Raw genomic sequence first — 24,537 nt, forward strand, 5'->3', positions numbered from 1 at the left:
TTTGCTCTATGATTATCTTTTTAGATCACCTTGTCTACCTTATTCTGCCACTCCGCTGAACGGATACGCTTGTTTATCCTAATTTATATCGCCAGCAATAATCAATCCGTTGTCTTCCGTTAGCCTTCCACCGCTTTCTTGTAGAAAAAGTCTACCGAGCAAGGTTTTATATTTGTTAACTCTAGAGTAAACTATTCCTCTGTGCCTTCCTGCCGCAAGGTATGCAAAGCCTAAAATTGTTGAACCGATGGAGCGTACACTACTATTGCCAGGCAGCAATTTATTTAACAAATTACCACTTACATCTATTAGACCCCCTTCACGGCTTTTCACCCGCATTTTTATATGACGAGATCTAAAGTCCTCAAGAAAAGCACCTTTCTTTTCTTCTGCCCAAAAAGTTTCTCTAAGAGCCGGAGCATCAATTACAGCCGCCACAACTTTATTTTTATGAATGAGACAGACTGATACTGCAAAATAAACCATACAACTGGAAAAGTTCTCCCTGCCCTCTATAGGCATAATAAACCAGGTATAAGTGTCATCTTTTACTTCTTGATCAGTATCATCTTCGGAAATAAACCCATAGTCTCGTTTGTAGTCGTGCAAGCAATCGTATATGGTTTGCTTGGATTTTGAATAAGTTTTATTGATAAAGTCTGCTGATTTAACATTAGAGATTTGTAATTCATTAAAATCGCGCATAAGCTGCCTGGAAGCACTACGCACAGAATCAAGCATCACATTAATTCGTGGTGATGAGAGGGACATTCTTCCTTTTACTCTTTCACTCTTTCATAATAGCTGTCACCTGGAGTATATACTACAATTTTATCCTCTTCTTTTATAAATTGAGGCACGTTAACGCGCATTCCGTTTTCCAAAATTGCAGGCTTATAAGAAGCAGTAGCAGTTTGTCCTTTAATAACAGACTCTGTTTCTTTCACAGCAAGTGTAACATAATCAGGCACATGCGCAGAAATTATTTTGTCTTGATAAGCTACAACTTTAATTTTCATGTTATCCTGTAAATAAATTTTTTTTTCTCCCAATAAGTCCAAATTTATAGTGATTTGCTCGTAATTACTTGGATGCATAAGATTTACAATGTTTCCTTCAGTGAAAAGGTAAACATATTCCTCTTCATCTAAAATTGCCCTTCTGATTGTTGCATCAGAACGAAATCTTTCATAGTGTTTTGCTCCGGTCTTGATATTTTTCATTTCAGCTTGTATGTATGCACCACCTTTACCAGGTTGAGTATGCATAATACCTACAACCAAAAATAATCCGCCGTTATGTTCCAACACCTGACCTGGTCTAATATCGTTAGCTCTTTCTGCCATAATTACATTTTCAGTTTGATCTTACAATTATAAATAGCTTTATATAAATATCAAAGTCTTTATTAGTCAATAAATTCTGGTATATTTAATACTATATACCTCCCCTTTATATTTATATGTGGAAATATCTCTTTAGTGAAAGACAGCATAATACGTTTTTTTGTGCTGATAACTAAAATTTCTAATATATCCCCTGAGCCGAAATTATACACAGATTTTACATAGCCATATAATTCATTACTTTTCAGCCTTACTTCCATATCTACAAGGTCACTTTGGTAAAATTCATCCTCATCATTTAGCTCTGGTAACTTGCTTCTTTCTATATATAGCTTCTTATTCCTTAAAAGCTCTGCTTCATTACGGGAATTTACTCCGCTTATTGTAGCTATTACTAAATTATCACCTATGACGGATACTGAGTCTATTTTATAATTCTCATCACCACTTATTAGCTTACCATATAAGAAGATATTTTCAGGCTTTTCAGTAAAGGTTTTTACTTTAACAGCTCCTTTAATTCCGTGAGGAGAGGTAATAATTCCTAAGCATACCAGATTGTCGTTCATATTAATGCAAGTATCTAATCAGAAGATTTCTCAGATAAATATTGAGTCAAAATCTCGATGCCTTCATCAATCTCTTTTTCAGTGATAATGAGTGGAGGTAAAATTCTCACAACGTTATCTGATGTTACCCCAACAGTAAGCAAGCCGCGATGACTTAACTCTTCTGCAAACTTTTGATTGTCTGCTTTCACTTTTATTCCAAGCATTAACCCTTTCCCTCTTACTTCCTCTATTATTGGAAATTTACTTGCTAAGTCTTCTAGTTTATTTTTTAAGTATTTACCTCTAATTTCAACATTTTTCAAAAAGCCGGGGCTGAGCAATTCTTCGAGCACAGCATTACCTACTGAGGTTGCAAGCGGATTGCCACCAAAAGTGGAACCGTGCATACCGACCGCCATATATTTAGCAGCATTTTCAGTCGCAAGACAAGCCCCTAGCGGAAACCCGCCGCCTATTCCCTTTGCAAGAGCACATATATCAGGTTCCACTCCTATATGTTCGTATGCAAATAATTTTCCTGTCCTGCCAGCACCGCATTGCACGCAATCAAAAAATAACAATATGTCATTTTCATCACACAGCTTTCTTAGTTCTTTCATAAAGACTTCATTCATTACTTTGATACCACCTTGCCCTTGTATTGGTTCTATTAATATAACGCCTATACCACTTGAAATTGCTTTCTTTACGCTCTCAATATTGGGCTCGATGTTATCACACCAATCAATGTAGGGATTTAGTAATTCAGAAAATTTCTGTTTATCGTTTGTAGCACAAGTTAAAAAGGTTCTTCCATGAAATGCACCATGAAATGTTAAAATTCTGTGACGATTTTTATTGCCTTTTCCATTTTGATAGATCCTAGCAATCTTAAGTCCACATTCTACTGCCTCTGATCCAGAATTTGAGAAAAATACAGTGTCAGCGAAACTATTGTTTATTAATTTTTCTGCAAAATTATTGGCAGCAGGTATATTATAGGTATTTGATATATGCCATAATTTTTCTCCTTGCAATTTAAGAGCACTAATTAATCGCGAATTAGTGTGACCTAAGCTACTAACGGCTATTCCGGAGTGAAAATCTACGTAGCGCTCACCATCAACATCATATAGGTAGATACCTTTGCCATGAGAAAAATTTATATTAACAGGAGAATAAACTGGCAAAATAGGAGAAATTATCATAAAATATTATATGCTAAATTTTATTATTAATAACATAAAAACCGTTGTTTCACAATAAGAAGGATATGTATAAGCTAGGTAAATTGATGTTTTCTGCGTTGAAGAAAAACAAATACACAAAAGTTATTGTATTACTCTCATCGATCTTTATGATTTTATTCAGTGTGATATATTGTAATCATTTACTAAGGAGTAATTTCCTTTCTTCTTACCGTGATTCAAGTGTAAACTTAAAAAGCGTACTGGAAAATGGCATAATAAAAAAATACCATTATTTACTAATAGAAAAGCATCACATTAAATACAAAAATTTTGACTACATAAACCAACTAGTAAAACTACGTGCTGAATTATTACAATCAGTGAGCAAAGTAAAGGATTTCAGCTTAATACTGTATGATCAAAACGGCAGAATAATATTCAGTAATTTTAACACTCAAGATTATGATTATGAACAGTTACTTACAAACGATGAAATTGATAAACTATTAAGTAACCAAGAAATATTTTATACTACAGGAAATACATTAACTTCTATTTTCCCTATATTCCATGAAAATAGCGTTAAACCGTCGTTTTTTTTGAAGATTCTTCGAAACTACAATAATTCTTATGTTATAGCATATGGCCTGTTTTTAACATTTTTGGGCCTATTATTAATAATCTTAATATTAATAATGTTCTATTTGCACTTTTCTAATACCCAAATGCTAGCCAAGCAACATAAAACTAACATTGAATTACAGCAGATAAAAGAGACATTAGAGCAAGAAAATGCAAACAAGCTAAAGTTTTTTGCAAGCGTTACACATGAATTACGCACACCTCTTAATGCTATTATTGGATTTGCGGAGTTGATCAAAAATAAAACTTTAGGTTCAATGGATAATTCTCAATACAAGGAGTATGCAGACGATATATATAATGCAGGAACACACTTACTTACCTTAATTAATGATGTGCTCGATTTTTCTAAAGCTGAATCAAGTAGTTTAACAGTAGAAAAAGTGAAGTTTAACCTGAACAAAATAATGGATTCATGCGTAAATATGCTATTACCTAAATTAAAAGAAGCCGGGATTAATTTAAAAAAAGAGATGACTAATAAACAATTATTAGTCATTGCAGATCCCAAGAGAATGAAACAAGTTATAATAAATTTATTATCAAACTCAATCAAGTTTACTCCCAAAGATGGTTTAATAAGAATGGTGATAAAAGAAAATATAGAAAAAAACTTATTAACTATTGAGTTTCATGACAATGGAATAGGAATAATGCAGCAGGACATATATAAAGTTATGTCTGTTTTTGGCCAAGCAGATTCGGGGTATAGAAACGAAGGTACGGGCATCGGATTGCCGCTAAGCAAGAAATTAGTAGAGTTAATGGGTGGAACTTTTGACATTAAAAGTGAAGCAAAACTTGGTACTACGATAACATTGAACTTCTTTTATGAAGAACAAACATGTGAAGATTCGATTGATTTTTAATAGGATCTATTTGATATGGCCTTACATCAGACGAAAACCACACTTTATCAAAAGCGGCAAGCCGAGAAGGTAGGCAGAAATTCATCAATAAGCCCCCATCAAGAATCTTATCTGTTAGCTATATATAAAATTTGATACTCTGACTACAATATACTACTATAGATGGAAGTGTTATTAATGGAGCAAGGTATGGAATTAGCAGTAGGAAATAATGCACCCGATTTTAGCTTGCCAGCAGATTCTGGTGAAAATTTATCACTGAGTGAATTTTTTGATAAAAAAAATGTAGTTCTTTATTTTTATCCTAAAGACGATACTCCGGGTTGTACAATGGAGGCAAAAGGCTTTAGAGATAAAATAGATGATTTTTCTTTCCTTGACACAGTGATAATTGGTATATCAAAAGATAGTGTTAGATGTCACACTAACTTCAAAGCAAAATATTCTCTGCCGTTTTCTTTAGTTTCTGATGAGAATGCTGAAATGTTGGGAAAATATGGTGTTTGGGTAGAGAAAAGTATGTTTGGCAAAAAGTATATGGGAATAGAACGCACTACTTTTTTAATAGATAAAAAAGGTAAAATAGTGAAGATCTGGAAAAATGTAAAAGTTAGTGGACATGTTGATGAGGTTCTGGAAGAAGTAAAGAGAATATAAACTAAAGAATAGGTTAATGGCTACCCATTGCTACATAAAAAAGCTGAAATTACATAATTTTCGTAGCCACTCAAACTTTGAACTGGATTCAGATGATAGCTCAGTTGTAATAACTGGCAAAAACGGTATTGGTAAAACTAATATACTTGAAGCAATCTCGTTGCTTGCTAAAAGCAATGGAATGAAAAAAGCAAAAGCCAGTGAGATACAAAATAGATTCAGTAGTGAAGATTGGGTAGTGCACTATGATTTTTTTAATGGAATGGATTTTAATTCAATTGGTATCGCAAAGAGTTTTGATAAGAAACTAATACAAATTGATGGAAAAACGCAATCGAGTTATTCATCTTTGTATAAGATATCCAATGTAATATGGCTGATTCCACAAATGGACTATGTTCTTCTTAATTCTCCAAGTGACAGATTAAAATTTTTAGACCGTATAGTCTCACTGTTTGAGGAAAATTACACTTGCTGCTACATGAAACACAGAAAAGCTAAACGTGAGCGAAGTAAACTGTTGAGAGAGAACACCTTGGACGAAAATTGGCTCTCTAGTCTTGAAAACATAATGGCCGTTAATGCAGTTAGTATTTTACGTATGCGATCGTCTGTTTTAAAGACACTACAAGACACAATTGATAACCATTCCAGTGAGTTTTTTCCGAAGGCAAGTTTGAAATTCAGCAGCCAGCTAACTTTGGACGATACTGCAGAATATTTTCAGAATCGTCTAAAGGAAAACAGAGAAAAAGATTCATTGACTGGTAGAGTAACCTTTGGTGTGCATAACGATAATTTTCGGGTTTTTTGTCAAAAAAGAAACGTACCAATAAATCTGTGCTCCACTGGAGAACAAAAGTTATTACTGCTTTCTATTATTTTATCCAGTGTAAAAGCAAGGTGTATTCATTACAATAAGGCACCACTTCTTCTACTTGATGATATAATGTCTCATCTGGATAAACATTACAGAAAGGCGTTAATGGAGGAAGTGTTAAGTATTCAATGTCAAACTTGGATAACTGATGTAAATCAAGATAATTTCAATAGCTATCTTTATTCTTTCAAGTTTTTTGAATTATCAAATGAATAGTACCTCTTTCAAAGCTCATACAGGCAACTCCCAATTGTAAATTCCGGCAATTAAACCTCAAACCAAAACATTTCTGTTTTTTTTACTTTAAATTAAATGCAAAAGTTACTTTACAAACTTCGCCAGTCCCCTTATCATGAAACTGAAGCTATTTATTTATCTTCGCAATCTCTGCAGTGGATTAATGATAAAAAACTTAATGTATTTGGCGTAAATCATGCTGAATTTTTGCACTATGTGCACCTCATGTCTTTATAAAACTTCTAGGTTTCTACCTATATAAGCTGAAACGCGCTTACAAAGCGTTTAAGACAGCAAAAAACGTCAAATTGACAAGGGAGAATTTGAATGCTAGCCACCCTAGGGTTTCTTTACCTTTTTTTTCGCTCAGTAAATTTCTTAATGTTTATAATTTAGATTAGTTGCGGCTTAAAAGCAGCTGAATCGCGGTTATTAAGCGTTTAGAATAAAAAAACGCCATACTTGAAAGTATAATGTAAGTAATTAGCCAACCACGGGGCTTCTTTTGCCTTTTTTTTCATTTGGTAAATTTCTTAATATTCATAGCTAAACGACAACCGTTATTCCGCTGCTTGTTAGCTGATGAGATACCGCGAATGAATCGCGGTATGACGGTATGCGGCGGCATGACGATAAGCCTTGTCATTCCAGCGCGTGACGCTGGAATCTAAACTTTAACTGATATGATTACAGAAAGAGAATTTATTAGGTATTCATAGACACTGAAAGTGGTCAGCTTGACCACTTTCAAGTAAAGAAAACTACGTTTGTGCCTCCAATAATTTCTATTACTTATCCACTACTGCACCGTCTTTACAAATCACACCTCCTGGTGTTATTTTTGAAACGACTACAGGAGCGCCAAAAAACACAGCAGTGAATGCACCGAGTGCAAAAAGCGCTGGCCACGGCATTCTACCGAATATTGCAAGCAACGCTGCACCAATTATCACTATTGTGATCATTGGTCCACCTATGCCATGAGTATAGCCTATTATCTTGCATATCACTGATGATGTTGTATCACTTGTATCAACAAAAGCATCTGCAGCATTTGCATCAAACGCAAAGGAGAAAATTAAAACCGCAAGTAGAAGAAAATTTTTCATTATACCCTCCAATCATTTCTGTTCTAAGTTAGATTATTCTGCAATTTGATTAAATTTGAGTAAATGGTAAGGGTTCTAGTAAATTTGTCATCCTATCAGTTTATAAAAATTCCCGGATCTCAGTGTTATTCACTTGGACAACATTTATACAATTGTGGAATAATGGTGCTCCTTTAAGAAGCACCGTTTAGCTAATGCTTTTCTAAATCTGCAGCGCCTATTTTTTACACGCTCCTGTACTTGTATCCCAGTTGGTACCATCAGGGCAAGCAGTTGCACCATTTTTACAAATCACACCGCCTGGTACTATTTTTGAAACAACTACAGGTGCACCAAAAAACACAGCAGTAAATGCACCGAGTGCAAAAAGCGCTGGCCACGGCATTCTGCCAAATATTGCAAGCAATGCTGCACCAATTATTACTATTGTGATCATCGGTCCACCTATGCCGTGAGTATAGCCTACTATTTTGCATATTGTGTTTGACGTTGCGTCATCAGTAACACTGCTAGCAAAAACATTATCAAATGCAAAGGAGATAACTAAAGCCACAAGTAAAAGAAAATTTTTCATTATGCCTCCAATAATTTCTATTACTTATCCGCTACTGCACCGTCTTTACAAATCACACCTCCTGGTGTTATTTTTGAAACGACTACAGGAGCGCCAAAAAACACAGCAGTGAACGCACCGAGTGCAAAAAGCGCTGGCCATGGCATTCTGCCGAATATCGCAAGCAAAGCTGCACCAATTATCACTATTGTGATCATCGGTCCACCTATGCCGTGAGTATAGCCTATTATCTTGCATATCACCGATGATGTTGTATCATTTTTATCAACAAAAGTATTTGCAGCATTTGCATCAAATGCAAAGGAGAGAATTAAAGCCACAAGTAGAAGAAAATTTTTCATTACGCCTCCGATAATTTCTATTTAATGCTGGATTATCCTTCACTTTGATTAAATTTAAGTAAATGGTGAGGATTTTTTGCTTAAAAGTATCCTTTATTTCATTTAGAATACTTTTCTTGGTTCGTCTATATCACAGTGCTACAGAAATTTTACAGCATCGTTTATTGCCTTTATCGTGCTTTGATTGACACAATTCATAATGATGGAGTGGAGCATGCAGGGTATTTATCATTTTTAATTCTGTTATCAATATTTCCTTTTCTCATCGTTTTAATGGCTGTGGCGTCAACATTCGCAAATTTTTTAGACCAGTACAACATTGGCTGGGTATTTATCATTGATAACATGCCACAGGATATTTTATCATCTTTGATGCCGCGTATTAGGGAGATAATATCAGGCCCGCCGCAAAGCTTACTAACTTTAGCAATTGTAGGTGCTGTTTGGACCGCTTCATCGACAATTGAAGGGCTTAGAACAATACTCAATAAGGCCTATAAAGTTCCGGTTTCGCCGCCTTATATATTAAGAAGAGTACTAAGTATATTACAATTTTTAGTAATCACGCTTATTATAACTCTAACTATAGTGTTTTCTACACTAGTACCAATGCTAATTGATTTTTCCTATCAGGGGCTAAGTTATACTAGGTATTTACTTATTGAATTTGTACTTTTCACAGTAGTCTCTTGGCTATATTTTATGTTACCAAACATAAAACAAAATTTATCAGACGTATTTCCTGGATCTTGTGTAGCTGTTATTCTTTGGACGATTTCTGCTTCAGCTTTTAAGCAATACTTAAAAGCTTCCTTTGACCAACTGGATTTGATATATGGAAGTTTAGGTGGTGTGGTAGTGTCATTACTATTTTTTTATATGCTAAGTTTGATTTTTATATATGGAGCAAAATTCAATTTTCAGCTAAAATATTTCAATGGATCTCGCTAAGGAGAAAGAAATGGGTAAGTTAGAAGGTAAAGTAGCTTTAATCACCGGAGCTTCAGGTGGAATAGGCTCTGCTGTTGCAAAAAGGTTTATAAGAGAAGGTGCATGTGTGATTCTGATTTCAAGATCTCTTGATAATCTCAAGCCACTATATAATGAAATTGAAGAGCTTGAAGAATTTAAAGAAGGCTCTGTGAAACTAATTCAGCTTGATCTTTTAGACTTTGAGAATGTAAAGATACTGACAAACATGATAGAAAGCCTGAAATTATCAGAATCTGGAGCACTTGATATATTAGTTGCGTGTGCTGGAATTTTAGGCAAACTGAACCCCATTCATGACTGTGAGATTGAAGAGCTACAGAACGTAATGAATACAAATTTTACTGCCAATTGGTACTTACTAAAAAACTTAGATCCAATGCTAAAAAAGTCTAATGCTGGAAGAGCGATATTCATGACCTCAGAAGTGACACTTTCTCCTTCCTCTTATCCATATTGGATGCCGTATGCTGCAAGTAAAGTTGCACTAGAAATAATGGTGCAGATATATGCATCTGAGACAAAACATACAAAATTATGTGTAAATGCTGTATACACGGAAGGACCTGTGGGTAGTGAGCAGGCATTTCCTGGATCTGAATTGGTGTCACCTGATAAACTAACAGATAAATTTGTGGAATTAGCTTCTGAAGACTGCAGCATATCAGGAAAAATCTTACCGCTCAGCAAATCTCCCGAATAAATTACCATAGTATCTGCAAAGATACCGTTAAGCCCACAACTGTATGAACATTGTGATTTGAGAGTAATCTCCACTAGGAAGGATGTCATCCCAGTGCCTCTATGGTGTCATTCCAGTGCTTGACACTGGAATGGCTTTGTTGCATCGCTAGCTATGATGGATTAAAGATAAAAAAGATAGGGAATATCAGTAGCTTATTATTCTGGTATTTATAACAAGAACGGTCAATGAATACCTAAATTTGAGTAAAAGAAATTTCACTACCATTTACCAATCCGGCTAAAATTCAAGAATTTCAATGCTTTAGCTATTTTCAATAGAATTAAATTTATTAATATAAATAACAAATTACTATTCTTAAATTTGATCAGATTGATTGCAAAAAAACAAGATTTTCAATAGGTTGCTTATAATCCTAACTATAGTTAGCCTTTCATAAGTAGCGATGCAACAAAGCCATCCCAGACTGGGATGACACCTCTGGGCACTGCCGTCATAAAGGAACCAGTGTCAGCTACTTGAATGACATCATTTGCTGTGCAATTTACCTTCAAAAATGAATGTTTGTACAGCTGTGTGTCAAGCACTGGAATCTGCCACGCAAATTGCAATGTTCGTACAGTTATGCGTCAAGCCTAAAAGTAATTAGCTAATAGGTTTAATAAAAATTCACATATACAGGAAAGATTGGTAACATTACTTGAATAGAGACCGTTATTGTAATTATGCCGAAACGCACAGATATAGAATCTATATTAGTAATAGGAGCAGGCCCAATAGTTATAGGTCAGGCATGCGAGTTTGATTATTCCGGAACGCAAAGCTGTAAAGTATTAAAAAGCGAAGGTTATAAAGTCATTTTGGTTAACTCCAACCCCGCAACTATAATGACAGATCCTGAGTTTTCTGATGCGACGTATATTGAGCCGGTACTGCCTGAAATCATAGAGAAAATTATAATTAAGGAGAGGCCAGACGCAATATTGCCAACAATGGGCGGGCAAACAGCGCTCAATTGTGCAATAAAACTTGCAGATGATGGAGTGTTAGACAAATACAACGTAGAATTAATAGGAGTAAATAGAGAAGCAATAAAAAAAGCAGAGGATAGAGAGTTATTCCGCCAGTCCATGGATAGAATAGGACTGAAATACCCCAAAAGTATCATTATAAAAAATCAAGAACAAATAAAAAAGGCTTTGGATTACGTTGGATTACCAGCAATCATCCGTTCATCATTCACCCTTGGTGGTGCAGGTAGTGGCATAGCATATAATAAAGAGGAGTTTTTCAATATCGCAGAAAGTGCTCTCAAAATTTCGCCAATAAATGAAGTTCAGATAGATGAATCAATTATCGGCTGGAAAGAATATGAAATGGAAGTTATCCGCGATTGTAAAGATAACTGCATAATAGTTTGTTCGATAGAAAATGTTGATCCGATGGGAGTGCACACTGGGGATAGCATAACTGTTGCTCCTGCTTTGACTCTGCGTGACGTAGAATACCAACAGATGAGAAATGCATCTATAGCAGTGCTGAGAGAAATTGATGTTAGTGCCGGCGGTGCAAATGTTCAGTTTGCAGTGAATCCTAAAGAAGATGGAAGCCTCGTTGTAATTGAGATGAATCCAAGGGTTTCTCGCTCTTCTGCACTTGCTTCGAAAGCAACAGGCTATCCTATTGCAAAAGTTGTAACTAAACTTGCTATTGGCTATTCGCTCGACGAAATACGTAACGACTGTGCTCCAATAATACCAGCAGCATTCGAACCAGTGATTGATTGTATCGTCACTAAAATTCCTCGATTTGAGTTTGAGAAATTTAAAGGAACGAATTGTGAACTATCAACCTCCATGAAATCAGTGGGAGAAGTAATGTCTATAGGCCGCACTTTTAATGAGTCACTGCAGAAAGCTTTTCGTTCACTTGAAACTGATCTTACAGGACTTGATGAAGTGTTTCCTGAGAACATTGATATTGATCACGTAAAATCTCAATTAGCAAAATTGCTACCAAACAGATTACTGATTGCTGCTGACGCAATGCGCCACGGAATTAGCATAGAAGAAATAAATTCGATTACAGGATATGACTTATGGTTTCTGCAAAATATACAGCAAATTATATTAACTGAACAAAAAATCAAGGAAAATGGATTTCCTGGAACTGCGTACGAAATGTTAGAGCTGAAAAAAATGGGATTTTCAGATGCAAGATTAGCAAAGTTAAGTAATAGACCTACCTCTGTCATTCCAGTACCCTCTAATGTCATCCCAGTGCGTGACACTGGGATCCAGCCAGCGTTACACGCTGGAGATCGAGTAAAACAAATCGAAGAAATAAGAAAAAAATTTGGCATTAAACAAGTTTATAAACGCGTAGACACCTGTGCAGCTGAATTTGAATCGAGCACTGCTTATATGTATGGCTGCTATGAGGGTGATGTTGAAAATAAAACGGAATGTGAGGCGAATATTTCTGACCGAGAAAAGGTTGTCATTTTAGGAAGTGGTCCAAATCGCATTGGTCAAGGTATTGAGTTTGATTATGCATGCGTACATGCAGCTTCTGCCGCCAAAGAAATGGGGTATGAAACAATAATGATCAACTGTAATCCCGAAACTGTCTCAACTGACTACGATACCGCTGATCGTTTATATTTTGCACCACTCATTGCAGAGGATGTGCTTGAAATACTAAGTAAAGAGCAAGAAAATGGCACACTGGTTGGTGTAATAGTTCAAATAGGTGGTCAAACACCTTTAAAGTTAGCCAAAGTGCTTAACGAGAGAGGTTTCAAAATTTTGGGAACTTCGTTTGATTCTATTGACCTTGCAGAAGATCGCATGAGGTTTAAAAATCTTGCTTTGCAACTTAATTTAAAACAACCTGAAAATTCTATCTGCCATTCAGTAGAAGAAGCGTTAACCAACGCAGAAAAGGTGGGGTTTCCACTAGTAGTCAGGCCATCATATGTCCTTGGCGGTCAGTCTATGTCGATTAGACACGATACTCAGAGCTTCAAAGAGTATGTCTTGAATCAAACCAAAATTTTTGAACACGGATCGCTGCTTCTTGATAAATTTTTAGTCAATGCAGTTGAGGTTGACGTTGATGCTGTATGTGATGGGGAAAAAGTTTTCATTGCAGCGGTCATGGAGCACATTGAAGAAGCTGGTATTCATTCTGGCGATTCAACATGCTCAATACCGACAAATACATTGAGTGACGAAGTAATAAAAGAGATTAAGCTACAAACTGAAAGAATAGCTCTTGCACTAGAAGTGAAAGGTCTGATAAACATTCAGTTTGCTGTTCAAGAGAATAGACCTCTTGCAGAACCTGTTTGTGATGAGAAATTTTTAGGAAAAGTGCAGATGAGCACCACAGAATACTCGAATGTATTTGAGGAGCGCAGACAAGCTTTGACGACAAAATTGCCTTCAGAAATCGAGTTATGCAAGAGGTCTAGTGATGTATACATACTTGAAGTGAATTTAAGGGCTAGTCGCACAGTTCCTTTTATTTCCAAGGTAATCAATATTCCTATTGCAAAGCTTGCCACTCAGGTTATTTTGGGTAAAAAATTGAATCAGGAAAACAAGCCTTTCAATCATTTTGCAGTTAAAGCTGCTGTTTTTCCATTCACGCGTTTTTCGGGAATTGATACTCTACTTGGTCCTGAAATGAAATCAACAGGAGAAGTGATGGGAATTGACTCATCATTTGAAGCTGCACTTGCAAAAACGCACATGGCTGCAGGATACAAGTTACCAACAGAAGGAACAGCTCTGGTTTCAGTAAAAGATGATGATAAAGAGTATATATTGCCTGTTGTACGAATGTTGAAAGAACTGAGTTTTGAAATATATGCAACCAAAGGTACAGCTTCTTATCTGAATAATAATGGCATTGCTGCACAAACTGTAAATAAAGTGAGAGAAGGCAGACCCCACATAGTTGATATGCTCAAAGATGGAAAAATAAATCTAGTGATCAATACCTCAAAAGGTGTGAAATCAGTTTCAGATAGCAAAGATATCAGGAGAACTGCTATTTTGCAAAATATAGCTTACAGTACCACAGCTTCTGGGAGTAAAGCGTTAGTGCTTGCAATTCAATATGTAAAGAATAGCAAATTGGAAGTGAAATCATTACAGCAGATACAAAACGGTTAAATATCAAAACTAGAATAATTCACTCTCAAAATGCTAAAGAGAACATAATAAAAAGATGGAAATTTTGAAGGAAATAGTATACCTAAAGAATCAACTAGCGTAATTGAACAGCCAAATGCTACAACGAATACTCCACAATCTTACCTAGAGGACACTTCCCTTATATGTTAAGAACAAGTCTTTATAAATATCAAAGTAGTGATATTAAAGACACACAGAGAAGAGGAACCGTCACGCCCCTTGATTATAAGAATCGTTGTTCAGCAAGGTTCTCTTCTCTGGTTTATTATACTGAAAGTTCCGAACAACTGATTGAGCTTTTAGGCTCGTATATAAGGCTGGAAAATGCAGTATATGTTATTATTACGGAGGAATTATGAATTCATCAAACATTATTGCTGGCATTGATGTTAGCAAAAGTAAATTAGATCTCCACATTCACCCACTTGAGCATTATAAAATATTTGAAAACAATGTACAATCCATTGATGAAATGCTGGACTTTTTACGTTTGCATAATGTAACCAAAATTGGTCTTGAGGCAACTGGTGGATACGAAAAATTATGTGCCTATACTTTACTAAGCAATGGTTTTGAGGTGTACGTCATTCAACCAAGGTGGGAGAGACTATGCTAAAAGCCTTGGTATTACTACAAAAACTGATAAAATAGACTGCAGTATCATCTCACGTTATATTAATAATACAGATATGCATGTTACTCCTTTAACAGTTAGTAATGGTAATATTGATTGCTTGAAACAAAAATTATCTCGTAGAAACCAACTTGTAGAAATAGCAAAAATACAAAAAACCCAAATCCAACAGGTAACTGATACATCTATAATCAAACAAATAGAGGAACTTCTTGCAATTTTACGTAATCAAATTAAAACTTTAGAAGATGAAATGATTACATTTATCGATCAAAACCAAGAGCTTAAAAGAAAATATATATCAATAACTATATAGTAGCGGGATGACGGTTTTTCAAATTGTCGGTAAATCTAAGTCAGTTTAGCTATAGGCAGCAATTTTCTGTATTTATTTTAAATTGAAGAAAGCTCAAATGAAAGATCGTGTTTTGCTAAAAATCACAGAATGCAGTCTGGTTACTATTTAAAAGGATATGTTCAAAAAAACTGTGTCAAATCAACTCATACACTTCATTACCAACTTCATGATGAAGTTCCGCAGTTGGATGGAAATAATCAAAAAAGAAATAATCCTTTAGTGTTTCTTTGCTACACCCAGGGTTATAGTGAACGTCAAGTTCCCCTTTAAATATCAACTTTAAGAGTATTTTTATATTTTCTTTAAATCTCCCAACTTGGTCTGCAATGTTCGATGTGCATGCATCTTGACAATTTAAACCTTTGCTCTTGTATTCGCTAAACATACTTCTCATTTTAGAGTTAAGATCAAATGCTTTTATTTCAAGATTTGTACTTTTCTTCATATAATCTAAGCCTTTAGCCAGTTTTGCATTGAAACTCTCCGTGAGCTTTGTAGCTAGTTCCCTTGCTTCTTCATCTCTATTAAAAGCTGGTATTAAGCCAACTTCAGGTGCGTTTGCAACAACTACATGCTTAACACCATGTTCATTTAGAACCTTAAGTGCATTACATATTTCACTCACTGCTTGTTCCAACACTTCTTCCGCTTTAGTATCGTCATAAGCAGTGGCAACCATAACATCATTTCCGCCGATTATGATGCAAAATAAATCTTCTTTACCTATATCTGGATGATGTTTAATTACCGCATCTAGCTGGTTAGCTAAACGAAATTTATTGAAGAAATAAGAAAAAATAGGGTCAAAAATTTCAGATGCTGTTGCATATGAAACTGCGTAATTCTGACCTTGCTGTTCGTGGCATCTCCCAAAAAATGAATAACTCCACCCAGGTTTAAATTCATCTAAATCTAAATATTTTGCTATATATTCAACAGCAGTAGGGCCATTGCTAAAAGATCTTCCTTGATAAAAAGGATCATCAAATTTTACGCTTTTTGCAAAGGATAAATTATTTAAAATTCCAATGATTGCGCCATTATCGGATAAGCTATCACCCAGAACATAAAAATTTCTATACTTTGAATTAGAATTGTCATTTTTGTTTGTCATAATATTTACCGTAGATTAGCATGTTGTTTCACTAGATTCATAAAAAAAGAAAAATAGCGGTGAAATTATACAACTTTGGCCTAACTTGCTCTCCACTTTTTCCGGGCAAAATCAGCTTCTTCTTAACTTGACACGTATACTTAAAAGAACCCTCTAAGTTTTCTAGCACGGCTTGGATGTTTCAACTTGCGCAGTGCTTTTGCCTCTATTTGCCTAATTCTCTCACGTGTTACATTAAAAATTTTTCCTACTTCTTCTAAGGTATGTTCCTTCCCATCTTTACCAAGGCCAAAACGCATCCTTAAAATTCTTTCTTCCTTTGGTGTTAAAGTTGCAAGAACATTGGTTGTAATGCCACGCAAGTCAGCAAGTATTGCAGCATCCTCTGGCCTGGAGACTCGCTTGTCTTCTATACAATCACCAAAGGTACTACTATCATCTTTTCCTGTTGGAGCTTCAAGACTTACTGGATCCCTTGCTATTTTCATAACTTTGCGTATTCTTTCCAGTGGCATTGTCAGTTCTACACTCAATTCCTCTAACGTCGGCTCTCTTCCCATCTCATGAGTCATCTTTCTTAATGCTCTGTTGATTTTACTGATAATTTCCACCATATGAACTGGTATTCTAACTACTTTAGACTGCTCAGGTATTGCTCTAGTGATTGATTGTCTTACCCACCAAGTGCCATAAGTTGAAAATTTATATCCACGTTTGTAATCAAACTTATCCACGGCCTTCATAAGACCAATATTGCCTTCTTGTATCAAATCAAGCAGATCAAGGCCTCTTTTTGAATACTTCTTAGCAATGGAAACTACTAGCCTTAAGTTAGCCTTAATCATTTCTTGCTTTGCTTCAGAGACTTCTCGTTCGTGTTTTTGTATTCTCTTGATTAGCTCCTTAAATTCTTGTACGTTATCTTCCTGTATATGCTGCTTAATACCGTTCAAGGTACTAGCTATATGTTCAGAGTTATCGTCTATAAACCTTAAAAATTTGTTTTTTAATTCACCTGTAAAAGAGGACTGATTTTCATTGATCTTTAAAAGACTTATCTTTTTCAATTCGTGCTTTAAAAGCACGTCATCATAAACTTTATAGAAACTTTCTCTATCGATATCGTATTTTCTAGCCTCAGCAATAAGATTAGCCTCTTCAAGCGTAATGGATCTATTTATCTTATAAAGTTCTTGTGTAATTCTGGCAACAGCAGCATCACTTAACTTAATTTGTAATGCTATAGACCATATTTGATTATACAAATTTTCTAGCTCATTAGAGAAATTTTTAGAATTTTTTCTTAATATCAACGCTTCATTTGTTAAAGTAATTATCTCATCCAATGCAACTATGACCTTTGGCAATAAGTCACTTTCCATTTCAAGAATAGAAACATTTAAATTGACTGAACTTATATCTTCATTATTACCGTCTTTCTCATCATCACTTTTTTTACTATCTTTCTCATCATCACTACAGTACTCAGCATCTTCAGAAACATCCTCAGAATCCTCAACATCTTCAGCACTTTCTTCACTCTCTTCACTCTCTTCACTCTCTTCACTTTCTTCTTTGGGTACCACATTAAAATCAGAGTTATAAATTGCATCCAGATCTATAATTTCTCTCAGTAAGAGAGCTCCATTACTTAAATCATCACGCCATACTTTTATCACCTTTAATGTTACTGATGTTTCAATTATTGCGCGTAACATGTTATGCTTTTCAGATTCAATTTTTTTTGCTATCTCGATTTCATCTGCCCTTGATAAAAGCTTTACGGAGCTCATGTCTTGTAAATAAATCCTCACTGGATCATCATTTTGTACTAAAGTTGCAGTAACATTTGGCGATGTGTCATCATCATCAAGTTTACTATCATCACTGTTGGAAGGAATATCTTCTTCATCTTCGCTACTTTCAAGCACATTAATTCCGGAATCCTGCAATAAAGATATAGCATCATCTATAAAGTCAGACGAAAAATTTTCATCTGATAATTTATCATTTATATCATCAAAGGTGATAAAACCACCCTTTTTTATACTCTTAGTTACCAGATCTTTGATAATTTTTTTCTTATCTTCTGCATCATTAATAGTTGACATCATTACCTTTATAGTTTATAATTTTATTTCTTATTAACAAACAAACTTACAACGAGCAAGTCTATAATTTTACTTTTAACTTGTGGCTATTTGTTACTTCATATAGTTTAAGATACTGTTAATTTATGTACACTTGTCTTAATCAATTGTTCCATACTTTTCTTCCATTTTTACTGCTATGGATAATCCAACTGAAAATGTTGCAATTCCAACCACTATAGCAGTAAGCATTAAAACATGGGGTATAGGATTGCTATATGAATAAAAATTTGAAACCAATATAGGAGGCAAGGAACTTTTTATATATCCTAGAGATATGTAAAATAACAAAACAGATGCTTGGAAGACGCTTACCCCTATCATTTTCTTGATTAAATTTTTATCGTTTATAATAATATATAAACCTAGCACCATTAATACAATAATAATCGTATAATTATATAAAGTCATTGTTTTTTCCTACGAGCAAAATTTATATATATAATTAACATAGAGGAGCAGACAGTAAATGCTACACCTAATTCCACCAAAAAAATACCTAATTTTTGACCGGTTCTATTATTGGTTAACAAGATATCATAAGATAAAAAATTTTGGCCAAGTAAAGTTGTTGCAACGCCCGTTCCTCCATAAATTAAAATACCTAACACGTTAGTCAATCTAATCACAGAATAAGGTATTGCTTTTAGAGTTGTAGATACACCAAATAGCATTGAATATAATATTATCCCGGAGGCAATAATTATTCCTGCTTGAAAACCTCCACCCGGAGTGTAATCACCGTGAAATTGTATGTATAAACCAAATAAAATGATAAAAGGTATCATCAAAAATGTTACTGCATTTAATATCGGATCTTTAATCATTTTCTTTTTCTTCTTTTAATATCAACGTTATACAAAGCGCAGCAGTAAAAACTACTATAGTTTCTCCAAACGTGTCATAACCACGAAAGCTTGCCAAAATAGCTGTCACTATATTAGGAATACCGGTAGCTTTTTCGGTATTTTCCACATAATAAGGAGCAACATGCAAGTGGATCGGAGCATTGTGGCTGCCAAAATCTGGCAATTGAATCATAAAATATGACAAACATACAGCCAGAAATAACATAAAAAAAAGCGTTATAGGGTTATGAGATAGATTTACTTTATGATTCTTTATCAAGGAGAGTGCTGCAAACGTAAAAACTGTACTGAGCCCCGCACCAACAGAAGCTTCAGTAATTGCAACATCAGGTGCATTCATAATTAAGTATATAAGCGCAATCAGTGAACTAAATACACACATTAGAACAGCACTTACGACTAAATGTCGCGAGAAAACTATAAAAACCGTAACTGTTAGTAACAACAAAAGTAACACTACATTTAATATTTCTAACACCTTAGCCTTCTTTAACAGTTTTTTTCTTAACTTTATAATGAGTGCGCGCTAAAATATAGCTATTAGTTGAGTTAGCTACCCATATTATAAAAATTAATAATACTATTTTAACAGTATTGATTGAAAATCCATTCTGCAAAGCAAAACCAATTAACAATAACGTTGCACCGCTAGAATCTGTAATACCTGCTGCATGTAACCTAGTATAGAAATCAGGAAATCTGATCACCCCTATATTTGAAATAATTATCAAACAAATACCTAAAAATATGAAAATGGATCCTATCATAAATTATCAAAACAACATTAATCTCATTAGTGCTATAGTTGATATAAAGCTAACGCTAGCATACAACAATGCTATATCAATTAAAAAAAAATTATTCAGAATGATTGATATTGCTGTTATAAGTACAACTACTTGCGTTGAGAAATTATTGAACGCTAAAACCTTATTGTACACATCATTTGACTTAGACACTATGCAACACAACATTACACTCATACAGAACAACAGTGTATAGATAGCAATGCAAATCATTTAAAGACTATGTAACTTCAGTAGATTTCTAAACGGATACTTCTTCATCGCCATCTTGATCATTTATTTCATCATCTATTTCACCATCCACTTCATAATCTTGGCTTTCTTGACTTGCATCAAGGTCTGTGTTATCAGAAAAATTTAATAAATTTGCTAGCTTACTTGTATTACTGCTGTAAACATTATTCATATTTCCTTTCATGTATTCCTTGCATCTACCTACCAAAAGGCTAAACAGCTCATGAGTATCCACCTGTTTTCCTGCTATTTCATGTAAGGAAACTATGGTATTTTTATGACCTTTAAACTTAGCTGCTTGAATTGGATTACTTGCCCCTGTATTTAAATCATGTGTTCTTTGACTTGCCAACAGAACCAATTTGAAACGGTTACTTACCCGTTCTATACACTTTTCTACAATAGACTCAGCCATAAGATACTACCTTAATAAGTTTTATACTATATCACAAAAAACAAGTTGTCAACTTTGTATCTATTGCGATTCAACTTCATGTTTTACTTTTTCTGCCTCAGATTTTATTTCTTGGCTTTCTGTCATCGTGATTGTTATCTCATGATCAAGTTTTTTTAGAAATCCTAACAATCGCTCTAAAGAAAAACCATCTATTTTACCATTTTTAATTTGCGATACCTTTGGCTGATCAATACCAAGTTTCTCAGCTGCAAAAGCCTGAGTCCAAGCATTTTTTTCTATAATTTTATTTATTATATAAAGCAACTTTGTTTTTATTCCTGCACTGTCTAAGTTATTTAACGATATTATTTCCATAATTCTTACACTCACATATCAATTAACTTTATTAAACATTATAACATAATATTTAATATACCAAGATATTAATATCATGTAACTTGTCAATAATTATATGATATCAATATTTAAAACTTTAAGTTGATTATATATTAATATTTTTATCAAATTTCTAGTAATTTTAAATTACCATTTTACCATCAGTCTATCTGAAAAAACCATTTATAGAAAGAACAAGCTAAGATTACAAAGCTTGAAATACAAAAATAATTATTTTATAAATTTATCTTACATAAGAAGTTTATATCTCTATATCTTAATATAAATATTTATTTAAATTTTTAAAATTTCTATTTTAACGAGAATTCTATATATTATATTTATAATATAACTTAAATATTTGTTGCTTTTTAGCTGGAACATTATTTAGTTAGTAAGTAAAATTGTGTTGAATATGACAAAAATAAAAAAAGATATTGCTGTTATTATGGGAAGTGAGTCAGATTACACTACTATGGTCCATACCGTCGATATGTTAAAAGCATTAGAAGTTTCACATGACATATTCATAATATCTGCACATAGAACGCCAGAAAGGCTCTTCAATTTTGCTAAATCTGCACAAGAAGAAGGTTTTAAGGTTATTATAGCTGGTGCAGGAGGTGCAGCTCATTTACCTGGTATGGTTGCGTCACTAACTTGTTTACCAGTTATCGGCGTTCCTGTGCATAGTAAACAATTAAATGGGCTGGACAGTCTACTCTCTATAGTTCAAATGCCAAAGGGTGTTCCAGTTGCAACCATGTCTATAGGAGAAAATGGAGCATATAATGCTGCCATTACTGCCGTATCTATATTGTCAATTTCCAACAGTGAAATTGCAGGTAGGTTAAAAAAGTGGAGAGAGAAACAGACCAAAGAAGTAAAAGAAAAACCAGTTTCATAATAAATCTATGGCAATAATTCTTTTAGACACAAAAACCATAAACCGTATAGCAGCGGGGGAGGTGATAGAAAGGCCAGCAAGTGTAGTAAAGGAATTAGTGGAAAATGCAATAGATGCTGGAAGTTTAGAAATAGAGATTAAAATAGAAAGTGGTGGGCGTAACCTTATTATTGTGACAGATGATGGTAACGGAGTAGAAAAAAACGATTTAGAACTTGCGTTTATGCGCCATGCTACTTCAAAATTGAGCGACAATGAGTTGATAGAAATCAAGCATCTTGGCTTTAGAGGAGAAGCTCTGCCTTCAATAGCAGCAGTAAGTAGGATAAAATTATCGTCTAAGGCAAGAGAAGCAAATGAAGCATGGTCTATAAGTTATGAGGGTGGAGAGAAAATAGGGGAGCAAACTCCTTACTCTTTATCGCAAGGGACACATATTGAAGTACGAGATTTATTTTTTGCCACTCCAAATAGACTAAAATTTCTAAAAACCGAAAGAGCAGAAACTCAAAGCATTGTTGATATTGTAAACAACCTAGCAATGATTAACTATCATATAGGGTTTACTCTCACTTCAGGTAATAAAAAGCTCTTAAAATACGCTAAGCAGACTTCGTTATTTCATAGATTGTGTGAAGTAGAAGAAGAATTTCAGGGCAATTCTTTGGAGATCAATGAAGAAGAAGACGACATTAAACTTACGGGACACATCTGTAAGCCGACCGTCAATCGTGGTAAGTCCACTCAGATCTATACGTTTGTTAATGGAAGGCCAATTAAAGATAATTTACTTATTGGCGCAGTTAGGTATGCATATCATGATTTTATTCCAAGCGATAGGTATCCTTTTGCAGCGTTACATTTAGAGATACCTTATGATCAAGTAGATGTAAACGTGCATCCAAATAAGTCAGAAGTAAGGTTTCAGAATAAGAAGCTCATATATGAGATAGTGACAAGAGGATTAATTAAAGCGTTGTCAAGAAGGATAGGCACCTTTCCAGCGCATGACCAGAAAATGGATTCAACATTGCCAGATCCTTTTGATAAACCTGATGTTCAAAATGAAAGAAGGCCAAGTCCTTTTGAAAATCAACTAATAAAAGAATTTGCTTCTCCAAATGAAAAAGCAAAAGGCTTATCAGAACAGTCAAAATCGTTTGATTATACCGGCATACAGAAATTCCCATCACAAGCGGAGACTATGGTTCTGGAAAAAAAGGTGTTAGAGCAAGTTGATTTGATAGAGAGCCACCCGCTCGGGTTTGCACGCTGTCAGGTCTATAATACTTATATTATTGCAGAGGTAAGGGACAAATTAATTATAGTCGATCAGCATGCAGCCCATGAAAGACTAGTATATGAATGCTTAAAACAAAAATCAAGTATAAAAAGACAAAAACTACTTCTTCCTGAAACGGTTGAAATCAAAAATCAAGCCGGAATGGAGATGATTGAAATCTATAAAGATAAGTTATTTGAAATGGGTTTTGATATTGAAATCAAATCAGAGAATAAAGTGATAGTAAAAGAAATCCCTGCAATTTTGGGAGCAATAGATGTGAAAGAGATGCTAATTAACATAATTGATAGATTAACGGAAATAGAAGATACATTGCCAGTAGAAGATAAAGTGAACAAAATATTGGCCACTATCGCTTGTCATGGATCAATTAGAGCGGGTAGAAAAATGAGGTTAGAGGAGATGAATGAGTTGTTAAGACAAATGGAAAAAACACCATATTCCGGGCAATGCAACCACGGAAGACCAACTTATATAGAAATGAAATTGAGTGATATTGAAAAACTGTTTGAGCGGAAATAAGAGGTGGTCATAAATATGTAACCTCATCATCCAAGTAGCTCATAGAAACGGATTAAACGAAAAAACTTGCTTGACAAACTCCGCCAGCCCTCTTATCATGAAACTGAAGCTATTGTATTTGCTTTCGCCAATCTGCAGATTAAAAGGTAAGGATTACTTAATGTATCGGCGTCTTATGTTCAATTTTTTGCAGTATATAGATACTGTATGTCTTTACAAAACTTCATCTACATCTAGATTTTTATCTAAATAAGCTGAACGCGCTTATAAAGCGTTACAAGACATCAAAAAATGCCAATACTCGACAGAGATAGTAAAAGACTAGCTAACTCGGGGATTCTTTGTCTTTTTTTCTGCTTAGTAAATTTCTTAAACATTTGCAGCGTAAGTTAGTTGCAATTAAAAGCAGCTTAATCTTGCTTGTCAAGCGTTTAAAACATAAAAAACGCCAATATTTTAAAGCGGATAATAACCCCAGGGCTTCTTTTGCCTTTTTTTTCGTTTGGTAAATTTCTTAATGTTTATAGCTAAACGACAATCGTCATCCCGCTACGTG

28 protein-coding genes are annotated in these 24,537 nt (G+C 34.5%); 11 read left to right on the forward strand and 17 right to left on the reverse strand.

Annotation, left to right across the window (positions count from 1 at the left end; genetic code table 11):
• Positions 1 to 78 precede the first annotated feature (78 nt).
• The 4 genes from INQ25_RS06215 to INQ25_RS06230 all read right to left on the reverse strand — a co-directional run bounded on the left by INQ25_RS06215 (position 79) and on the right by INQ25_RS06230 (position 3,105).
• Complete coding sequence (locus INQ25_RS06215) at positions 79 to 771, reverse strand: inositol monophosphatase family protein (RefSeq protein WP_213863329.1); 693 nt, start codon at positions 769 to 771, stop codon at positions 79 to 81.
• Positions 772 to 779: 8 nt separating this feature from the next.
• The gene (gene efp, locus INQ25_RS06220) at positions 780 to 1,346 is read right to left on the reverse strand and encodes an elongation factor P (protein WP_006279719.1); all 567 of its coding nucleotides are present in this window, start codon (positions 1,344 to 1,346) and stop codon (positions 780 to 782) included.
• A gap of 62 nt (positions 1,347 to 1,408) precedes the next feature.
• The gene (gene rimM / locus INQ25_RS06225) at positions 1,409 to 1,915 is read right to left on the reverse strand and encodes a ribosome maturation factor RimM (RefSeq protein ID WP_038250708.1); all 507 of its coding nucleotides are present in this window, start codon (positions 1,913 to 1,915) and stop codon (positions 1,409 to 1,411) included.
• 14 nt (positions 1,916 to 1,929) lie between these two features.
• Complete coding sequence (locus INQ25_RS06230) at positions 1,930 to 3,105, reverse strand: aspartate aminotransferase family protein (protein WP_213863330.1); 1,176 nt, start codon at positions 3,103 to 3,105, stop codon at positions 1,930 to 1,932.
• A 65-nt stretch (positions 3,106 to 3,170) separates the two neighbouring features.
• On the opposite strand from INQ25_RS06230, the gene INQ25_RS06235 reads away from it, so the two are divergent.
• The 3 genes from INQ25_RS06235 to recF all read left to right on the forward strand — a co-directional run bounded on the left by INQ25_RS06235 (position 3,171) and on the right by recF (position 6,351).
• Positions 3,171 to 4,598 (forward strand): sensor histidine kinase, encoded by a 1,428-nt coding sequence (locus INQ25_RS06235; RefSeq protein WP_209473279.1) that lies wholly within the window; start codon positions 3,171 to 3,173, stop codon positions 4,596 to 4,598.
• Positions 4,599 to 4,787: 189 nt separating this feature from the next.
• Complete coding sequence (bcp, locus tag INQ25_RS06240; protein ID WP_213863331.1) at positions 4,788 to 5,255, forward strand: thioredoxin-dependent thiol peroxidase; 468 nt, start codon at positions 4,788 to 4,790, stop codon at positions 5,253 to 5,255.
• Positions 5,256 to 5,271: 16 nt separating this feature from the next.
• On the forward strand, positions 5,272 to 6,351 hold the full coding sequence (gene recF, locus INQ25_RS06245) for a DNA replication/repair protein RecF (RefSeq protein ID WP_213863332.1): 1,080 nt from the start codon (positions 5,272 to 5,274) through the stop codon (positions 6,349 to 6,351).
• Between the two features lie 809 nt (positions 6,352 to 7,160).
• Here the strand turns inward: recF and INQ25_RS06250 are convergent.
• From INQ25_RS06250 to INQ25_RS06260, 3 genes are all read right to left on the reverse strand, one after another.
• Positions 7,161 to 7,481, reverse strand: coding sequence for a TrbC/VirB2 family protein (locus INQ25_RS06250; protein WP_213863333.1), 321 nt, complete (start codon positions 7,479 to 7,481; stop codon positions 7,161 to 7,163).
• Between the two features lie 217 nt (positions 7,482 to 7,698).
• Positions 7,699 to 8,055: a TrbC/VirB2 family protein gene (locus INQ25_RS06255; protein ID WP_015589491.1), complete on the reverse strand. Its 357-nt coding sequence runs from the start codon at positions 8,053 to 8,055 to the stop codon at positions 7,699 to 7,701.
• A gap of 20 nt (positions 8,056 to 8,075) precedes the next feature.
• Positions 8,076 to 8,396, reverse strand: coding sequence for a TrbC/VirB2 family protein (locus INQ25_RS06260; RefSeq protein ID WP_015589492.1), 321 nt, complete (start codon positions 8,394 to 8,396; stop codon positions 8,076 to 8,078).
• A 135-nt stretch (positions 8,397 to 8,531) separates the two neighbouring features.
• Here INQ25_RS06260 and INQ25_RS06265 point away from each other — a divergent pair, with 135 nt between their 5' ends.
• A complete protein-coding gene (locus INQ25_RS06265; protein WP_006279712.1) occupies positions 8,532 to 9,347 on the forward strand; it encodes a YihY/virulence factor BrkB family protein in 816 nt (271 codons plus the stop codon).
• The gene (locus tag INQ25_RS06270) at positions 9,334 to 10,089 is read left to right on the forward strand and encodes an SDR family oxidoreductase (RefSeq protein ID WP_006279711.1); all 756 of its coding nucleotides are present in this window, start codon (positions 9,334 to 9,336) and stop codon (positions 10,087 to 10,089) included. Before INQ25_RS06265 ends, INQ25_RS06270 begins: the two co-directional genes overlap by 14 nt.
• 425 nt (positions 10,090 to 10,514) lie before the next feature.
• Here the strand turns inward: INQ25_RS06270 and INQ25_RS06275 are convergent, their stop codons facing one another.
• On the reverse strand, positions 10,515 to 10,676 hold the full coding sequence (locus tag INQ25_RS06275) for a hypothetical protein (protein WP_238514577.1): 162 nt from the start codon (positions 10,674 to 10,676) through the stop codon (positions 10,515 to 10,517).
• A 138-nt stretch (positions 10,677 to 10,814) separates the two neighbouring features.
• On the opposite strand from INQ25_RS06275, the gene carB reads away from it, so the two are divergent.
• The 4 genes from carB (at position 10,815) to INQ25_RS06555 (ending at position 15,241) form a co-directional block, all read left to right on the forward strand.
• Positions 10,815 to 14,270, forward strand: a complete 3,456-nt coding sequence (gene carB / locus INQ25_RS06280; protein WP_213863334.1) for a carbamoyl-phosphate synthase large subunit — start codon at positions 10,815 to 10,817, stop codon at positions 14,268 to 14,270.
• 164 nt (positions 14,271 to 14,434) lie between these two features.
• Complete coding sequence (locus tag INQ25_RS06285; protein WP_006279709.1) at positions 14,435 to 14,650, forward strand: hypothetical protein; 216 nt, start codon at positions 14,435 to 14,437, stop codon at positions 14,648 to 14,650.
• Complete coding sequence (locus tag INQ25_RS06550) at positions 14,647 to 14,907, forward strand: IS110 family transposase (RefSeq protein ID WP_010082049.1); 261 nt, start codon at positions 14,647 to 14,649, stop codon at positions 14,905 to 14,907. Before INQ25_RS06285 ends, INQ25_RS06550 begins: the two co-directional genes overlap by 4 nt.
• Positions 14,858 to 15,241: a hypothetical protein gene (locus tag INQ25_RS06555; protein WP_246484112.1), complete on the forward strand. Its 384-nt coding sequence runs from the start codon at positions 14,858 to 14,860 to the stop codon at positions 15,239 to 15,241. The genes INQ25_RS06550 and INQ25_RS06555 overlap by 50 nt, the downstream gene beginning before the upstream one ends.
• A gap of 175 nt (positions 15,242 to 15,416) precedes the next feature.
• Here the strand turns inward: INQ25_RS06555 and INQ25_RS06295 are convergent, their stop codons facing one another.
• The 9 genes from INQ25_RS06295 to INQ25_RS06335 all read right to left on the reverse strand — a co-directional run bounded on the left by INQ25_RS06295 (position 15,417) and on the right by INQ25_RS06335 (position 21,228).
• The gene (locus tag INQ25_RS06295) at positions 15,417 to 16,397 is read right to left on the reverse strand and encodes an SGNH/GDSL hydrolase family protein (RefSeq protein ID WP_213863335.1); all 981 of its coding nucleotides are present in this window, start codon (positions 16,395 to 16,397) and stop codon (positions 15,417 to 15,419) included.
• Between the two features lie 140 nt (positions 16,398 to 16,537).
• Positions 16,538 to 18,508: an RNA polymerase sigma factor RpoD gene (gene rpoD / locus INQ25_RS06300; protein WP_213863341.1), complete on the reverse strand. Its 1,971-nt coding sequence runs from the start codon at positions 18,506 to 18,508 to the stop codon at positions 16,538 to 16,540.
• A gap of 138 nt (positions 18,509 to 18,646) precedes the next feature.
• Entirely contained in the window at positions 18,647 to 18,958 is a 312-nt protein-coding gene (locus INQ25_RS06305; protein ID WP_006279706.1) for a cation:proton antiporter subunit C, read from the reverse strand.
• A complete protein-coding gene (locus INQ25_RS06310) occupies positions 18,955 to 19,374 on the reverse strand; it encodes a Na(+)/H(+) antiporter subunit B (RefSeq protein ID WP_006279705.1) in 420 nt (139 codons plus the stop codon). The genes INQ25_RS06305 and INQ25_RS06310 overlap by 4 nt, the downstream gene beginning before the upstream one ends.
• On the reverse strand, positions 19,367 to 19,894 hold the full coding sequence (locus INQ25_RS06315; RefSeq protein ID WP_015589497.1) for a DUF4040 domain-containing protein: 528 nt from the start codon (positions 19,892 to 19,894) through the stop codon (positions 19,367 to 19,369). The genes INQ25_RS06310 and INQ25_RS06315 overlap by 8 nt, the downstream gene beginning before the upstream one ends.
• A gap of 1 nt (position 19,895) precedes the next feature.
• The gene (gene mnhG / locus INQ25_RS06320) at positions 19,896 to 20,183 is read right to left on the reverse strand and encodes a monovalent cation/H(+) antiporter subunit G (RefSeq protein WP_006279703.1); all 288 of its coding nucleotides are present in this window, start codon (positions 20,181 to 20,183) and stop codon (positions 19,896 to 19,898) included.
• A 6-nt stretch (positions 20,184 to 20,189) separates the two neighbouring features.
• Positions 20,190 to 20,435, reverse strand: coding sequence for a monovalent cation/H+ antiporter complex subunit F (locus tag INQ25_RS06325; protein ID WP_007548527.1), 246 nt, complete (start codon positions 20,433 to 20,435; stop codon positions 20,190 to 20,192).
• Positions 20,436 to 20,463: 28 nt separating this feature from the next.
• A complete protein-coding gene (rpoZ, locus tag INQ25_RS06330) occupies positions 20,464 to 20,871 on the reverse strand; it encodes a DNA-directed RNA polymerase subunit omega (RefSeq protein ID WP_007548528.1) in 408 nt (135 codons plus the stop codon).
• Positions 20,872 to 20,931: 60 nt separating this feature from the next.
• Positions 20,932 to 21,228, reverse strand: coding sequence for a helix-turn-helix domain-containing protein (locus tag INQ25_RS06335; RefSeq protein WP_010081926.1), 297 nt, complete (start codon positions 21,226 to 21,228; stop codon positions 20,932 to 20,934).
• Between the two features lie 436 nt (positions 21,229 to 21,664).
• Between INQ25_RS06335 and purE the strand changes: the two genes are divergently transcribed.
• Positions 21,665 to 22,156 (forward strand): 5-(carboxyamino)imidazole ribonucleotide mutase, encoded by a 492-nt coding sequence (gene purE, locus INQ25_RS06340; RefSeq protein WP_015589499.1) that lies wholly within the window; start codon positions 21,665 to 21,667, stop codon positions 22,154 to 22,156.
• A gap of 7 nt (positions 22,157 to 22,163) precedes the next feature.
• Positions 22,164 to 23,981, forward strand: coding sequence for a DNA mismatch repair endonuclease MutL (gene mutL / locus INQ25_RS06345; RefSeq protein ID WP_213863336.1), 1,818 nt, complete (start codon positions 22,164 to 22,166; stop codon positions 23,979 to 23,981).
• Positions 23,982 to 24,537 lie beyond the last annotated feature (556 nt).

This window comes from Wolbachia endosymbiont of Rhagoletis cerasi (assembly GCF_018454475.1).
Classification (GTDB): domain Bacteria; phylum Pseudomonadota; class Alphaproteobacteria; order Rickettsiales; family Anaplasmataceae; genus Wolbachia; species Wolbachia pipientis.

Coding starts and splice junctions, on each gene's coding strand:
- INQ25_RS06555 (WP_246484112.1), top strand. CDS start 14,858: ATGGTTTTGAGGTGTACGTCATTCAACCAAGGTGGGAGAGACTATGCT.
- INQ25_RS06325 (WP_007548527.1), bottom strand. CDS start 20,435: ATGATTTGCATTGCTATCTATACACTGTTGTTCTGTATGAGTGTAATG.
- INQ25_RS06260 (WP_015589492.1), bottom strand. CDS start 8,396: ATGAAAAATTTTCTTCTACTTGTGGCTTTAATTCTCTCCTTTGCATTT.
- INQ25_RS06250 (WP_213863333.1), bottom strand. CDS start 7,481: ATGAAAAATTTTCTTCTACTTGCGGTTTTAATTTTCTCCTTTGCGTTT.
- mutL (WP_213863336.1), top strand. CDS start 22,164: ATGGCAATAATTCTTTTAGACACAAAAACCATAAACCGTATAGCAGCG.
- rpoZ (WP_007548528.1), bottom strand. CDS start 20,871: ATGGCTGAGTCTATTGTAGAAAAGTGTATAGAACGGGTAAGTAACCGT.
- INQ25_RS06550 (WP_010082049.1), top strand. CDS start 14,647: ATGAATTCATCAAACATTATTGCTGGCATTGATGTTAGCAAAAGTAAA.
- INQ25_RS06215 (WP_213863329.1), bottom strand. CDS start 771: ATGTCCCTCTCATCACCACGAATTAATGTGATGCTTGATTCTGTGCGT.
- INQ25_RS06310 (WP_006279705.1), bottom strand. CDS start 19,374: ATGATTAAAGATCCGATATTAAATGCAGTAACATTTTTGATGATACCT.
- rpoD (WP_213863341.1), bottom strand. CDS start 18,508: ATGTCAACTATTAATGATGCAGAAGATAAGAAAAAAATTATCAAAGAT.
- INQ25_RS06235 (WP_209473279.1), top strand. CDS start 3,171: ATGTATAAGCTAGGTAAATTGATGTTTTCTGCGTTGAAGAAAAACAAA.
- INQ25_RS06255 (WP_015589491.1), bottom strand. CDS start 8,055: ATGAAAAATTTTCTTTTACTTGTGGCTTTAGTTATCTCCTTTGCATTT.
- INQ25_RS06295 (WP_213863335.1), bottom strand. CDS start 16,397: ATGACAAACAAAAATGACAATTCTAATTCAAAGTATAGAAATTTTTAT.
- carB (WP_213863334.1), top strand. CDS start 10,815: ATGCCGAAACGCACAGATATAGAATCTATATTAGTAATAGGAGCAGGC.
- recF (WP_213863332.1), top strand. CDS start 5,272: ATGGCTACCCATTGCTACATAAAAAAGCTGAAATTACATAATTTTCGT.
- INQ25_RS06285 (WP_006279709.1), top strand. CDS start 14,435: ATGTTAAGAACAAGTCTTTATAAATATCAAAGTAGTGATATTAAAGAC.
- INQ25_RS06305 (WP_006279706.1), bottom strand. CDS start 18,958: ATGACTTTATATAATTATACGATTATTATTGTATTAATGGTGCTAGGT.
- rimM (WP_038250708.1), bottom strand. CDS start 1,915: ATGAACGACAATCTGGTATGCTTAGGAATTATTACCTCTCCTCACGGA.
- efp (WP_006279719.1), bottom strand. CDS start 1,346: ATGGCAGAAAGAGCTAACGATATTAGACCAGGTCAGGTGTTGGAACAT.
- INQ25_RS06270 (WP_006279711.1), top strand. CDS start 9,334: ATGGATCTCGCTAAGGAGAAAGAAATGGGTAAGTTAGAAGGTAAAGTA.
- purE (WP_015589499.1), top strand. CDS start 21,665: ATGACAAAAATAAAAAAAGATATTGCTGTTATTATGGGAAGTGAGTCA.
- INQ25_RS06335 (WP_010081926.1), bottom strand. CDS start 21,228: ATGGAAATAATATCGTTAAATAACTTAGACAGTGCAGGAATAAAAACA.
- INQ25_RS06230 (WP_213863330.1), bottom strand. CDS start 3,105: ATGATAATTTCTCCTATTTTGCCAGTTTATTCTCCTGTTAATATAAAT.
- bcp (WP_213863331.1), top strand. CDS start 4,788: ATGGAATTAGCAGTAGGAAATAATGCACCCGATTTTAGCTTGCCAGCA.
- mnhG (WP_006279703.1), bottom strand. CDS start 20,183: ATGATAGGATCCATTTTCATATTTTTAGGTATTTGTTTGATAATTATT.